The 13,768-nt window shown below is 72.7% G+C and carries 10 protein-coding genes and 3 pseudogenes; 2 read left to right on the forward strand and 11 right to left on the reverse strand.

The genetic code is table 11. The features are described 5' to 3' along the window. Window positions 1-133: 133 nt before the first annotated feature. The 4 genes and pseudogenes from ACY34K_RS16050 to ACY34K_RS16065 form a co-directional block, all read right to left on the reverse strand. On the reverse strand, window positions 134-793 hold the full coding sequence (locus ACY34K_RS16050) for a hypothetical protein (protein WP_462747414.1): 660 nt from the start codon (window positions 791-793) through the stop codon (window positions 134-136). Between the two features lie 677 nt (window positions 794-1,470). Next, window positions 1,471-1,741 (reverse strand): annotated as a pseudogene (locus tag ACY34K_RS16055) (FAD-dependent monooxygenase). A gap of 358 nt (window positions 1,742-2,099) precedes the next feature. Then, a pseudogene (locus tag ACY34K_RS16060) lies at window positions 2,100-2,594 on the reverse strand (FAD-dependent monooxygenase); the annotation flags it as partial. A gap of 110 nt (window positions 2,595-2,704) precedes the next feature. Continuing rightward, on the reverse strand, window positions 2,705-2,932 hold the full coding sequence (locus ACY34K_RS16065) for a DUF5133 domain-containing protein (protein ID WP_462747417.1): 228 nt from the start codon (window positions 2,930-2,932) through the stop codon (window positions 2,705-2,707). Window positions 2,933-3,457: 525 nt separating this feature from the next. Between ACY34K_RS16065 and ACY34K_RS16070 the strand changes: the two genes are divergently transcribed. Then, window positions 3,458-3,778 (forward strand): hypothetical protein, encoded by a 321-nt coding sequence (locus ACY34K_RS16070; protein ID WP_462747419.1) that lies wholly within the window; start codon window positions 3,458-3,460, stop codon window positions 3,776-3,778. An 88-nt stretch (window positions 3,779-3,866) separates the two neighbouring features. Next, complete coding sequence (locus tag ACY34K_RS16075) at window positions 3,867-5,099, forward strand: cytochrome P450 family protein (RefSeq protein ID WP_462747420.1); 1,233 nt, start codon at window positions 3,867-3,869, stop codon at window positions 5,097-5,099. Between the two features lie 66 nt (window positions 5,100-5,165). Here ACY34K_RS16075 and ACY34K_RS16080 read toward each other — a convergent pair whose 3' ends face one another. The 7 genes and pseudogenes from ACY34K_RS16080 to ACY34K_RS16110 form a co-directional block, all read right to left on the reverse strand. Continuing rightward, window positions 5,166-5,732 (reverse strand): AMIN-like domain-containing (lipo)protein, encoded by a 567-nt coding sequence (locus ACY34K_RS16080; RefSeq protein ID WP_462747422.1) that lies wholly within the window; start codon window positions 5,730-5,732, stop codon window positions 5,166-5,168. 381 nt (window positions 5,733-6,113) lie between these two features. Beyond that, entirely contained in the window at window positions 6,114-7,532 is a 1,419-nt protein-coding gene (locus ACY34K_RS16085) for a DUF2252 domain-containing protein (protein ID WP_462747424.1), read from the reverse strand. A 251-nt stretch (window positions 7,533-7,783) separates the two neighbouring features. After that, the gene (locus ACY34K_RS16090; protein ID WP_462747427.1) at window positions 7,784-9,148 is read right to left on the reverse strand and encodes a hypothetical protein; all 1,365 of its coding nucleotides are present in this window, start codon (window positions 9,146-9,148) and stop codon (window positions 7,784-7,786) included. A gap of 90 nt (window positions 9,149-9,238) precedes the next feature. Then, entirely contained in the window at window positions 9,239-10,504 is a 1,266-nt protein-coding gene (locus tag ACY34K_RS16095; RefSeq protein WP_462747430.1) for an MFS transporter, read from the reverse strand. A gap of 84 nt (window positions 10,505-10,588) precedes the next feature. Next, the gene (locus tag ACY34K_RS16100; RefSeq protein WP_462747431.1) at window positions 10,589-12,205 is read right to left on the reverse strand and encodes a phospholipase D family protein; all 1,617 of its coding nucleotides are present in this window, start codon (window positions 12,203-12,205) and stop codon (window positions 10,589-10,591) included. Window positions 12,206-12,393: 188 nt separating this feature from the next. Beyond that, window positions 12,394-12,852, reverse strand: a complete 459-nt coding sequence (locus tag ACY34K_RS16105; protein ID WP_462747433.1) for an SRPBCC family protein — start codon at window positions 12,850-12,852, stop codon at window positions 12,394-12,396. Between the two features lie 89 nt (window positions 12,853-12,941). Continuing rightward, window positions 12,942-13,764, reverse strand: a pseudogene (locus ACY34K_RS16110) (alpha/beta fold hydrolase). Between the last annotated feature and the right edge of the window lie 4 nt (window positions 13,765-13,768).

The raw sequence follows: 13,768 nt of genomic DNA on the forward strand, positions 1-13,768 counted from the left end.
ATTCTCGGTCCTCTTCGGTGTCGTCATCGCATCCGCCCCCATCCGTCGGTCCATTGGTTCGGTCGTGCTCTACGTGCATTACGCGCGCCGCTCGCGTCTTGTTCGGCCGAGCGGTGATCTCGTGTACGAGCGGTCAGGCGGCGGTCGGCGCGCTGCCGGACGGCCCCTGGAACCGGGCCGCACCCGTCCGGATCTGGACGTCGTAGTGCGTGCCGCTCTCGCCGTCGCCGTGGACGCGGGGCATCCGCAGGCGATGTTCCTGCTGGTCGGGCCGTTGTTGGCGGTGGCTCTCGTGCTCCGGTGCGGCGGCCTTGCCGGTCCTGGCCGGCGACTCGCCCGGGCCGCCGGGGGTGCCGGGCATCGCATGGCCGGGCCGCGCCGCCGGCACGGTCGGGACGGGCTCGGTGGGGCCCTGGTCGAGCATCGAGGAGGCGATCATGAGGCCGCTCGCCGCGCCGACGCCGCACGCGGCCACATAGCGCCCTCGGGTGAGGACGGGGCGCGCTGCGGCCCGCCGCCCTCTGCCCGGTACTCCCACGAGGAGCGGGGGCGGGGCCGCGGGCGCGGCCGCGGTGTCCTCCGGCCAGGGCCGGCTGTCCGTAGCCCGGGCGGTGACGCCGGCCGGGGTCTCGCCACGTGCCCAGAGCGGCTCCACGACGGGCGGGTGCGGGGGCAGCGGAGGGGCCACGACATCGGTGTGCCGCGGGCGGGGTTCGCTCAGCCGCAGATCGGTCCGGCGGAGCTCCGCGCGAGCCAGGTCGATGTCGTCCAGCAACTGCTGGAAAGACCTCATGATGGGAAGGGACGCCCATTCAGTTCCTGAACCGGGAGGCCTCTCCATTTCTTTGTCATTCACGTGCACCGGTGTTCCTCCTCGACGTCCGCGGTGTCAATCACCCCGTGTGCCGCGAGGATTGACGACGCGTGGACGCATTCTTCTCAGCGGGTTCCGCCAAGCCGAGACCACGGGTTTTCCTTGTGCAGTGATACGGAGCCCGCGGCGGTTCTTCTCATTCGGCTTCCGCGAAAACCCCGGCGAGGTGCCCGGCCGGCTCCTCCGCGTTCGGCGGGCTGATGCGTGCCCCCGGTAACCGTTGGGACGGTTCACGAACGCCGCCGCGGTGCCCACCCCGTGGATCCGCGGGAACCGGCCTCACCGTCCCGGTACACCGGAGTTCGGGCCGGGCCGACGGCCGGCGCGGGCGCGACGTGAGCCCCGCACGCCGGTGCGCCCGTAGGCCGGTGCGCCGTAGGCCGGTGCGTCCGCGGCGGGGACCACGCGGGCCTCCATTCGCCCGCGCGACAACGAGGTGACTGTGGGAAGGACTTGGTGGCGCCGAACGCGCCGTCGCGCGCCGTCGGCGCCGGAACCCTCCGGCTCCCCAGCCGTTCGCGTTGGGCGGCGGTGCGTGTCCGCGGTCGAGCGACGCTGCCCCGGTGGGCCCACCGGGAGCTGTGCCTCGCGCGGCATCACGGTCCCCGGGGCCGGCCGGATCCGCCTGGCTGACCCGTCTCGGCTTGTCTGACGGTGCGTCCGACGACCTCTCCGCCGACCGGCCGCCGCTCCGCGTCGTCACGCGCGGGCAGCGCGGGGTGTCCTGCTCCGGCGATCACGAAGGCTCGTTTCCGGGCCAGGTTGCCGACGTCCTGGACAGCGGTGTTCATCCCCCGCGCCGGTCGGGGAATGGATGTGCGCGGCGTCGCCGGTCAGCCACACCCGTCCGTCCGCGGAGCGGTTCACCAGTCGGTCGCTGATCCGGAAGACCGAGGATCAGCGCAAGTGGAGGTGGTCGTCGGCTGTAGGGACAACCGGTCGAGGACGGCCTGCGTGTGGCCGAGCGTATGGGGCCGAGCGTCGGGGGTGCGGCCGCCTTCCGGCCGTGCGCCGCTCCGTTCGCGCCACCGCCCCGGCTCCGTCGCGCGGCGGAGAGCCCGAGCCCTCCGTCGCGTGGCGGAGAGCTCGGGCGGCACGAGCAGCGGCATGCGGAAGCGGTGTGTGCCGGGGAGCGGGATGCAGACCCGTGCGTCGGCGAGCATGCGCTCTTTGGGGGAACGCGCCTCCTTCGGAGATGGGTCCGCGCGATGGGGACCGTGCGGTGCGCGCCGTCCCGGCCCACGAGGGAACGGGTGCGGAACTCCTCTTCCACGCCGGATGCGGTGACCGGCCGGCTGGTCACGCCGTCGTGGTCCTGGGTGAAGGAACCGCGTGCGGTGCCGCGTTCGACGGGGGCGCCGAAGCGGGCGAGGAACCCCTCGGTGATCCACTCGGTCTCGTACGGCGGGAGGGCCGCGAAACCGTTCGGGACGTCCTGCGGAGGTGCCAGATCAATGCGCCGCTCTTCGGTGCCGCCGAGGTGTGCGTCAGCCGGCCGGGCAGGGGCATGGCGGGCCCGAGCGTGGCCCGTACCACGCCCGTGCGGTCCCCGCGTCTCCAGCGTGCGGCTGCGTTTCCGGGCCTTCGCACAAGGCCGCCTGGTCGCCGGCCGGTCGACGATCCGGCGGGCGAAGCCCTGCCGGCGCAGCTCCGCGGCGGCGGGCGGCCCGACCGGTCCGGCGCCCGCGGTCGGTACGTCCGGCACGTCGCTGTGCGCCACCGGCGCCTCCGGGTGAGGGGCCGCCCCGCGGACGGATCTCGCTCATGGGCCTCGGTCGGGCGCCCCGGGGCCACCGCGGGGGCGGGCAGCCCCACGCGGCCCGGCGACGGTCACACCGTGAGCAGTGAGTCGTCCTCGGGTCGCGCACCCGGCAGCCGGTAGCGGGCCGCGATGAGGGCGGCCTCGATGTCGCGGGTGCCGGTGGAGACGCACAGGGTGTAGGCGATGTCCTCCATCCGCTGGCGCACCTCCGGTCCACCGTTCTCGGCGTGCAGGATCCGCAGTGCCTCGTACTGCTCGATCAGGTTGCTCAGGACCGCGGGGTGGGCCATCAGCACGGCGGATCTCCTTCCACGACGCGAGGCGCCGGTCGCCTCCGACAGGGCTTCCGCTACCCAGCGTCCCGGAACCCACTCCGGTCGTCCGCCGGTCTCGCGGAGGGATGGCCGGATCCGCACGCTCCGGATCTGCCGGCGGTCCCGTCAGGGGAGGCGGCCGCGGGTTATGGGGTGGGGCCGCGGGCGCGGCGGAAGACATCGGTGAAGGCGCTCGTGGAGGACCAGCCGCAGCGAAGGGCGACGGGGGTCGCTGGCGCGTCGCACCGCCGCTGCCCGCGCCCGTCCTGGCCGGTGCCGCGCCGGTGCGTCGCCGTGGCGCGAGGGCGGCGGAGGGACGCCCGGGCGCGGGGGCCGTCCACACGGTCAGGGGATCCGGCCGGGACGACGACTGGGCGTCGTTCGTGTTGCGGGTGCCCGGCGCGATCGTGTGCCGCCCGCTCGTCGTCGCCCGGCTGAGCGCGTTCATCGCGCGTATGCGGACGAGCGCGGTGGTGGCGGTATGCGGACGAGCGCGGTGGAGGCGCCGTGCCGGGCGCGCTCGCGACGTTCGTCCTCGCTGCCGGCCGCGGGGTCGGCACCGTGACGGGCGAGAAGCTCGCCGCCCGTTTCGGCCACCTCCCGGTGACGGGATGGTCCCACGCCCTGACGGTCCTCGCCGTGGCCGGCGTTGTGCCGGTCCCCGGCCCGCTCCTGGTGCTGTTCGCCGTCCTCGCGTCGGCGGGCCTGTACGTTCCGTTCTCCTGCACGTCACCCTGGGCCATGCCCCTCTGCCCCGGCGGGGCCGGACACGGCCGGGGGCACCCTGGGTCCGGCAGCATCGGCGGCATCGCCGTTCCGCCAGCGTGAGTTGCTCGAAAACGGGGCGCGACCACCTGCCGATAGGGCAGTGTGACAATGTGTCACCTCTTGCCCAACACCTGTGAGGGAGTCCCACGTGGCCCAGGAATCAGCCCCGATCGTTCTCGACCCCACCGGCGCCGACCGGCACGGCGAGCACCGGCTGCTGCGCGCCCGGGGCGCGGCGGCACGCGTTGACATACTCGGCGTGCAGGCCTGGTCGGTCACGGACCCCTTCCTGCTGAAGGAGTTGCTGACCAGCCCTGATGTGTCCAAGGACGCCCGGCGGCACTGGCCGGGGTTCGCAAGCGCCGTGGAGACGTGGCCGCTCGCGCTGTGGGTCGCGGTGACGAACATGTTCACCGCCTACGGCAGCGATCACCGCAGGCTGCGCCGGCTGGTCGCGCCCGCGTTCAGCGCCCGCCGTGTCGCCGCGCTGAAGACCACCGTCGAGGATCTGGTGGCCGGGCTGCTGGACGACCTGGAGGCGACACCCGCCGGCGAGCCCGCCGATGTGCGCGAGAAGCTCGCGACTCCGCTGCCCATCGCCGTCATCGGCCATCTGATGGGCCTTCCGGAGAGCCGTCGAGAGGGCTTCCGTACGCTCGTCGACAACGTCTTCGACACCACTTTGACGTCCGAGCAGGCGGCGGAGAACACCGAGCGGCTCTACGCCGTCCTGGACGGCCTCGTCGCTGAGAAGCGGGCGGAGCCGGGAGACGACATGACGTCCCTGCTCATCGCGGCGCGCGACGAGGACGGGGACGGCTCGGCGCTGACCGAGCCGGAGCTGCGCGACACCCTCCTGCTGATGATCAGCGCCGGGTACGAGACCACGGTGAACGTCATCGACCAGGCCATCACGGCGCTGCTCACCGACCGTGAGCAGCTCCACCACATCCGCGCCGGCCGCGCCGACTGGACCGCCGTGGTGGAGGAGACGCTGCGGCACGAACCGGCCGCCAAGCACTTGCCGCTGCGCTACGCCGTCGCGGACATCCCGCTGCCCGACGGGCAGCTCATCGCCAAGGGCGAGGCGATCCTCGCCTCGTACGCCGCCGCCAACCGCCACCCCGGCTGGCACGGAGCCGACGCCGACGTCTTCGACGTCACCCGTGTCTCGAAGGAGCATCTCGCCTTCGGTCACGGCGTCCACTTCTGTCTTGGAGCCCCCTTGGCGCGCCTGGAGGTCGCTGCCGCGCTGGAGGCCTTCTTCGACCGGTTCCCCGAGGCCGAACTGGCCGTCCCGGTCGACGAGCTGGAGCCGCTGCCCTCGCTGATCAGCAACGGCCACCGGGTACTGCCCGTACGGCTGCGCCCCGGCGTCTGACCGTGCGGTGCCCGTGAATGCCCGTGGGGCCGGCGTGCTGTCGCGCGCCGGCCCCACGGAACGGTGTCACCAGGTGTGCGCCACGTCCACGATCAGCTTGTCGCCGGACTGCGTCACCCGGAACGGCAGCTTGGCCCGGAGGCCCAGACCGACCTGGGTCTGGCCCTCGAAGCTGGCTCCGAACCGGGTGTCCTTGAACGTCTTGTACCCGGTGATGTTGACGCCCGGAAGCGGCTGGCCGGCCTTCCCCGCGTAGGTCGGCTTGCCGGTTGCCGGGTTGTAGCTGGGCGAGGACACGAAGATCTGCAGGATCGCGCCGCCCTTGACGGGGATCGGGTCGCCCGAACCGTCCTGGTGGAAGGCGTCGACGTAGCCGACGTGGTGGCCGAGCTTGCCCGTCACACCGCCGGTGTCGAACACCATGCGGTCGAAGCACCTGTCCTGCTTGGTCGTGATGTTGGTCAAGGGCTTGGCCTGCCCCTCGCCGCCCGACTTCGTGAGGCTGCCCCACGCGGTCGAGCAGGCCGCCTCGGCCCCGGCCGTCGAAACCTCCCGGGCCTCGGCCGTTCCGGCCGCACCCACCACCGCCGTGGCCGCGAGAACGAATGCCGCAGCGGTTCGTAGCCGTCGCACAATTCCTCCTGTAGAGCTGCTGATTGGGACGTGACCCATCCGACCAGGTGAGCGAGCCGCCCGCCAAAAGGAGGAGCGTCAATCGGCCATGGCGGTATCCGGCGTTCCGCAGAGGGGCGCATACCGAACGGGTCACCGGTGCGTGCTGGGCGGCCATCTGGGGCCGCAGCACGTCGTCGGCCGGCGGGCCGAGGGTCTCGCGGTGAGCGAGGAGATGGCCGAAGACGGGCCCTGGACCGCTCACCGCTTCACCGGCGCCGGGCCGCGGTCCGGCCGCCTCGAAGTGGTTCGTACGGTGCGGACGCGGCACAGCGCGTGGCCCGGTACCGGCCCCGCGGCCGTCCGCGGGGGCATGGGCGAGCGCGGGACGCGGCTGCCTCCTCAGGCGGCCTCCGCGGGCAGCCTTCCCGTGCCGACGGCGTCGACGAGGGCCTGGTGGTCCCGCTCGTTCTGGTCGGCGTAGCGCTCGGCGAACGTCACCAGCGCCCGGTCGAAGGCGTCGCCGCCGCCCAGGTAGGCGGCGATGGCGATACGGTCGCCGGACCTCGCGTGGGCGCGGGCCAGCGTCGCGCCGCACAGGGCACCGAACGTGCGCATGCCCCGCGGCACCATGTCCTCGGCCACGGCGACCCCCTTCCAGTCCCGCAACTGCCGTATGTAGAAGTCCCGCCGCCGGCCGTCGATCCCCTCGACCCGCTCCCAGCCCAGAAAGATGTCGCTGGTGGCCTGCATCAGCCGCTGCCCGGCGACGACCCGCTCGCCCTGCGTCGGGTACGCGGTTCCCCCGACATGGGGCGCCAGCACCGACTCGTCGGCCTCCTTGGCCTGGAGGAAGAGCGGATCCGTACCGTCCCGCCCCAACAGGAGGATGATCCAGCAGCGGGTGCCCACACTGCCGACGCCGACGACCTTGCGCGCCATGTCCGCCACCCTGTACTGCTCCAGCAGGAACCGCCGGTCCGACTGCAGGGTCTTGCCGTACCGCTCGATCAGCCGGCCGATCTGCCGCTCCAGCCGGCCGCGCCGGTCGTCCGGCAGCAGATCCTCGAGACGGGTGATGAGCGGCGGATCGGAGATGATGCGGCGCTCGCCGTCGACGACCTGGGTGAGTTTGTCGAAAGCCTGGAGGACGTCGTGCGACCGCGCCTTGGTGACGGCCTGCTCCCAGCGGTCGCGGCCCCGCGCGGACAGGTCCGCCCCGAAGCGCTCCCGTACCCAGTTCTCGTCGAACTGGGCGTACCAGACGGACAGGTTGCCGATACCGGCGAACGCGCGCATGTTCTCGCGGTAGGACCGCACGGTGGTCCGTACGATCGAGGCCCGCTCCTTGGTGCTGAAACCGTTCGACCGGCCGGCGATGACGAGGCTGGCGGCCAGGCGTTTGACGTCCCACTCCCAGGGCCCCGGCAGTGTCTCGTCGAAGTCGTTGATGTCGAACATCAGGCGGCGCTCGGGCGAGGCCAGCAGCCGGAAGTTCAGCATGTGGGCGTCCCCGCACAGTTGCGTCCTGAACCCCGTCCTCGGCGTCTCCGCGAGGTCCGACGCCATGATGGCGGCGGCCCCCCGGTAGAACCGGAAGGGCGACTCGGACATCCTTCCGTAGCGGATCGGCACGAGTTCCGGCAGCCGTGTCGCCGACTGCCGTTCGATGATCTCCAGCGGGTCCGGACGCTTGGGCCCCGGCGCGAAGTCGGCGTGGCTGGAGCGGGGTACGTCGGCCCGCGCCGCCTTGCCGAGCGCGGCTCGCTCCTGCGGGGTGCGGTGCCGCAACTCACGGCCGTCCAGGTGGTTCTCCGTCATGGCAGCGGCTCCAAGGTGGGTCGCCCGTGCGCAGGGCGACGGCGACGGGCCGTCGAGGGTGGACCACCGCTCCGGCGCGCGACAGAGTCGTCGGCCGTGTCCCGGCCGTCGCCGCGAGCGGGGCGTACCGAGCACTGTTCCCGGCGTATGCCCCGTCCCCGCCGGGTCTGCGGGGCTCGTGCCGACGGGACGGCGGGTCACGGGCTTTTCTCACTCAACGTATCCCCGCGGGGCGCTCCCGGCGAGCCGGGTCAGGGGGCGCCGGCGGCGGGGCCGGTGCCGGGGCCAGCGGCGGGGCCGGGGCCGGCGGACGGTGCCGAGCCGTCGTCGTCGAGGAATTCCCGGATGGCGAAGGCCGCCAGCGTGATCACCGCCGTCCACACCACGACCGCGGTGGTCGGGTAGCTCCATGTGAACAGGACGACCGCCGCGGCCACCAGGATGACCACCCCGATCCAGCGCTTGAAGCGGTGGACGAACCGCCCGACCGCGCCGAGACGAAGCCCCGCCGACGCCGCCACGTCGCGCAGACCGCCGATGCTCCTCCGGCAGCCGGTGCGCGTGAGAACGGCGATCCGGGACGGGCCGGCGAGGAAGGCGCCGGCGGCGGTGAAGAGGGCCACTGCGGCCAGCGCACGCACGCCGGCCCGCAGGAACTTCACCAGGGCGTCGTACACGGATCCGGCGGCCGCCTGGGACACCCCGGGGGGCAGACGGTCGAGGTAGACGTCACGGGCGACGGTGAGGCCGATCCCGAGAACCAGCATGGCGACGAACACGGCCAGTGCGGCCCCGATCAACGCGTGCCGGCGGTTGTAGGCCACGTACACTCCGGCGGCCGCGAACAGCAGTGCGATGACGGGCAGCCAGCCGCCGAGGATTTCCAGCACTCTCACATAGGTCTTGATCTCGCCGACGTCCTCCGACGCGAACACCACGAAGTTCGTGCGGACGGCCGGAATCCTCTTGGCGGGCCCGAAGCCGGCCTCGACCAACTGGTTCTTGACGTCGGCGACGATCGGCCCCAGGTCGACGACGACCTGGTTGTTCTCCAGCTTCACCGCGCTGTCGGACTGGCCCGTCAGGGCCTCGTCCAACGCCGTGTGCGCCCTGCGGTTGGCGTTCACCCACACCGTCTCGAAGGCGCTGCTGGTCACCACCCGCTCCACGGTGCCGCTGACCAGCTGCTTGAGACCGCTCTCGATCGGGCCGTCGAGCTCACCGAGCAGCTGGGTCACCCGCGGCGGGACACCCTGCTGCGCGGCCGCGTCCGTGAGCTGCTTGACCAGCGCGTCCACGTCGACCTGTGCCAGCACGGCGCCGGTGACCCGGTTGGTGACCGCCTTCTGCACATCGGGATCGCTCGCGAGCGGCCCGACCGTCTCGACGTAGCGGTCCGTGTCCTGCACGATGCTGTTCGCCCACACGGCGACGACGGACAGCAGTGACAGCAGTGCGGCGACAAGGATCAGCAGCACCGAGCCGAGTGTGCGAAACGGATGGTGCCGGGGGGCCCGCGACTCCTCGGTGCCCTCCAGGGCGATCACCCGCTGCCGCAGTTCGTCCAGCTCGCTGCGCTCTCTGCCGGAGAGCCGATCGTCACCGCTGTCGCTCATGCACACCAGAAGATCCGGGCGGTCCGGGGTCCGCGACCCGGGCGAGCCCAAGCGGGTGAGGAGGACTGCGGGCCGCGGGGAGGGAGCCGGTCAGGGGGTGGGACTGCGGGCGTCGTACCGGAGGAAGCGGCGGGAGCGCAGGGCGAGCAGTGTCACGGCGAGGACGCAGGCGACGCCCCCGCCGGTGATGGCGACGGCCGGGGAGGTGAGGCCGGCGACCGCCCCGGCGAGGAAGTCGCCGAGCCGCGGCCCGCCGGCCACCACGACGATGAAGACGCCCTGGAGCCGACCGCGCATCTCGTCGGGGGCGGCGGCCTGGAGCATGGTGTTGCGGAAGACCATGGAGACGGTGTCGGCGTACCCGGCGAGGGCGAGGAGCAGCACACCGAGCCAGAGGTTGCGGGTCAGCCCGAAGACGGCGATGGCGGTGCCCCACGACGCGACGGCGAGAACGATGGCGACGCCGTGCCGTCTGATCCGTCCCTGCCAGCCCGAGAGCACGCCGCCGAGCAGCGCGCCGGCCGCGGGGGCGGCGACGAGCAGTCCGGTGGTACGGGCGTCGCCGCCGTACCAGACGACGGCGACCACCGGGAACAGGGCGCGGGGGTGGGCCAGGATCATCGCGCAGAAGTCGGAGAAGAACGTCATGCGCAGATTGGGGCGGGTGGCCAGGAAGCGGAGCCCGTCGAGGACGGAGGCGCGTGTGGTGCCGGCGCGGTCCGGGAGCATGGCCGGCAGCCGCCACATGGCGTAGAGCCCGGCGCAGAACGCGACGGCGTCGACGAGGTACGCGGTCTGGTAGCCGCCGAAGCCGACGATCAGACCGCCGAGGGTCGGCCCCACGAGCGTCCCGAACGTCATCGTCATCGAGCCGAGCGCGTTGGCCGCGGGCAGCTGCTCGGGCGGCAACAGTCGGGGGATCATGGCGCTGCGCGCCGGTGCGTTGACCGCGGCGCACACCGACTGGAGGGCGACGATCGCGTAGAGGAAGCCCACCCGGTGGAATCCGGCGAACGCCGCCGCCGCGAGTACGACGGACAGTACGGCCGAGCCGCCTGCGCTGACGAGCCCGAGCTTGCGCCGGTCGACGGTGTCGGCGACGGCTCCGCCGTAGAGCCCGAAGACGACGAGTGGGACGAGCGAGAAGAGACCGACCAGCCCCACGGCGAACGGGGAGCGGGTGATGTCGTACACCTGCAGGGAGACGGCCAGGGCGGTCATGCCCTGACCGACCCAGGAGACCGTGTTGCCGAACCAGAGCCGCCGGTAGTGCGGTGACTCCTTCAGCGGGGTGAGATCGGCCAGCAGCCTGCGGCGGCGGGCCGGCGCGTCCGCGCCGTCGGCTGTGAGAGGCATGCGCAGGAGTCTAGGAGCGCATGCCTGACGCAGTCCTTACATTTTCTCTCCGGCGGATGTTCGGCCCGAGCGTGCCCAGGGACGTCAGTACGCGTTGCGGCGCCGCAGGCCGAACGGGCGGCCGTCCGGGTCCACCACGACCCGGTACAGCGGCATGGACAGGGTCCTGGCCGTACGGGACAGCGGCGGCGGACGGTACGCGCGCAGACGTCCGGGCGGCCTGTCACCGGAGCGGCCCCGGTCGTGCCAGGCGTCCAGGGCGGCGGCGCTCGCCGCGAAGGTCTCGAACGCCTGCTCGGGGACGCACAGGGGATCGGGCGCGCGCGGGTCGTCGGGAGGCGCGGTGTCGAGATGCTCGTGGGCGAGTCGCAGGCGCAGGTCCCGGGCATAGCGGCGGGCGCCCTCCCCCAGTCCCGCGGGGTCGGACGGCTCGCGCGGGTCGAGCGTGCGGTCCAGCACGACGCAGCTGAGCTCGGAGTCGTGGGTCCAGGAGCGGAGGTTGATGTTGTCGGAGCCGACCGAGGCCCACACGTCGTCGATCAGGCACACCTTGGCATGCACGTACACCGGGGTGGAGGCGTGGTTCTCCAGGCCGTACACCGCGACGCGGTCGCCGCCGGCCCTGCGCAGCCTGTCCAGGGCCGTGATCCGGCCGACGAGGTTCATCGGAAGGGTGATCCGGCCGGTCTGTTCCGGGAGGGAGGGCACGACCGCGATCAGGCGCAGCCGGGGGTTCGCGGCCAGGGCGCGGGCGAAGCACTCCACCACGTGCGGGGACCACAGGTACTGGTCCTCCAGGTAGATGAGGGATCTCGCGCGCCGCACGGCCTTGAGGTAACCGCGCGCGATGCTGCGCTCGCCGTCGGGGGCGAAGTCGTAGCCGCGCAGCAGCCGGTTCGGGTAGGTGCGCAGGACCTGGACGGTGTGGGTGCCGCAGGGCTCGGGGTCGGGCAGCTGGGGCGGCAGCGTGTCCGCCTGGATGTCCTCGTGGTGCAGCAGCTCCCGCAGGCGGGTGACCGGGCTGCGGCTGAGCGGGGCGGAGTCGTCCCAGCGTTCCCGGAAGGTTGCCTCGATGTCGCCGACGGCCGGTCCCCGGATGGCGAGCTGGACGTCGTGCCAGGGCGGGCGCGGTCCGTACGCGTCGGCGATGGGCAGGGCCTGCGGGTCGCCGCGGTGTTCGGCGTCGTCACGGCGGCTGTGGCACAGGTCGATCCCTCCGGCGTACGCGATGTCGAGCTCGGGTCGGCCGGGGTGGCGGAGCACGACGAGCTTCTGGTGGTGGGAGCCGCCGGGCCGGACCCGCATGTCGAGCAGGCACTCGCCGCCCGCCGCTTCGATCTCCGCGCCGAGGTGGCGGTTCTCGGTCTCGCTGAACTGGAACCGGTCCAGGTGGGAGCGCCAGACGAGGCCCTTGACGATGACGCCGCGCTCGGCGGCGCGGCTCAGGACGCGGCCCACTTCGCTGCCGGGGCCGTCGAGCCGTTCGTCCGGGTCGCCGCGCCAGTCGGTGAAGAGGACCAGGTCCCCCGACCGCAGGGCGCGGACGGCGGCGTAGAGCTCCTCGAAGTACGTCGCGCCGTGGACCAGAGGCCGGACGTGGTTGCCGTCCGACCAGGCCTTCCGGTCCGGTCGGCGGTCGTCCAGGCGGGTCGCGCGGTTGCCGCGTTCGCCGGGTGTCAGTAGCCAGTCGCCGATCTCCACAACTCCGGTCCTCCGGCAGTACGCGTACCCGGTTCACGCCCGCCGACTCACCGGGCGCCGGCCCACCCCGGGCGTTCCCGTCCACCGGGGCCCTCCGGCGGCCGGTGCACGCGGCGCCGGCCGCCGGAGGGCCCGGGCCCGAGCGGCTGGAAGAGGAGCTCGGGTCCGAGCCGTGTCCGGCCCCGTGGTCATACCGGCTTGATCCGGCCGCGCCAGCCTCCGGACTCGCCGCCCCGGGTCTCGATGTAGTCCTTGAACCGCCGCATGTCGCCCTTGACGCGCCGGTCGATGGTGCCGGTCATGGCTCCGGCCTTCTCGGCGGCTCCGGTCGTCTCGACGTCCATCACCAGCTCCACGCGGGTGTGCGTGTCGTCCAGGCGCTCGAACCTGACCATGCCCTTCTGGGCCGTGTCACCGCTGATCGTGCGCCAGGCGATCCGCTCGTCGGGGAACTGGTCGACGATCTCGGTGTCGAACTCACGGCGTATGCCACCGATCTTGGTGATCCAGTGGTTGTGCCGGTCGTCGATCTGCGTGACCCTCTCGACTCCCTCCATGAACTCCGGGAATTCCTCGAACTGCGTCCACTGGTTGTAGGCGGTGGAAACGGGGACCTCGACCTCTATGGTCTCCTTCACCGTGCTCATCCGTGACTCCTCGTGTCCGTCGGTTGCGGGTGCACGGCAGATCCTTGCCGTGCTGGGCACGCAGCGGCGGGTACCCGGTGGACGGCGACCTATCCCAGGAGCTCCGAGGTGATCGCCACGATTCGGTCGGGGTCGTCCAGCCAGGGGAAGTGTCCGGCTCCGGGCCGGACGACCAGCTCGGCGTCCGGGAAGCGCCCGGCGAGCGAGGCCGTCGCGGGCGGCGGCGCATTAAGATCGACCTCCCCGGCGAGCAACAGCACCGGCCCCCCGAACCGGGCGAGCGCCGCGCGCGTGGCCTCGGGGTCGAAGGCGCCCTCGGAGGCGTACACGGATGCGGCCCGCGCGTTCCGCTGCTCGTCCTCGGCAGCCCGGTGGGCCCGGGCCGTCGCGTCCCAGCGGCCGTAGAAGAACGGTGCGACGGCCCGTACGTCCTCGGCCGTCGCGCTGTCGGCGAAGAGGGCTTCGAGGGCCTCGGGGAACCACGGCTCGCCCCGCCGGAGCAGCGCGGTCTCGCGCCGGACGTCCGGGGTGACGGGTATCCCGGCGGCCAGCACACTGGGAGTGATCAGGGCCAGCCGGGCAACGCGGTCGGGGTGGCGGGCCGCGTACAGCAGCGCCAGATTAGTGCCCCCCGGAGTGTGCGAGCAGGTCCATGCGTTCCAGGCCGAGGTGTTCCCGGAGGGCCTCCACGTCGTCGACGAGGCGGTCACAACGGTAGGAGGCGGGGTCGTCCGGCGTCGCGGACCGGCCGGTGCCGCGCGGATCGAGCATGATCGACCGGCGGTGAGCGGAGAGGCCGCCGAGGTCGCCGAGGTACGCGGAGGCCTGCATCGGTCCGCCGGGGAGGCAGACCACGGGACGGCCCTCCCCGAACACGTGGTGGGCGAGCCGGGTTCCGTCGGGGGCGGGGATGTGC

The organism is Streptomyces sp. STAM6 (genome assembly GCF_054963715.1).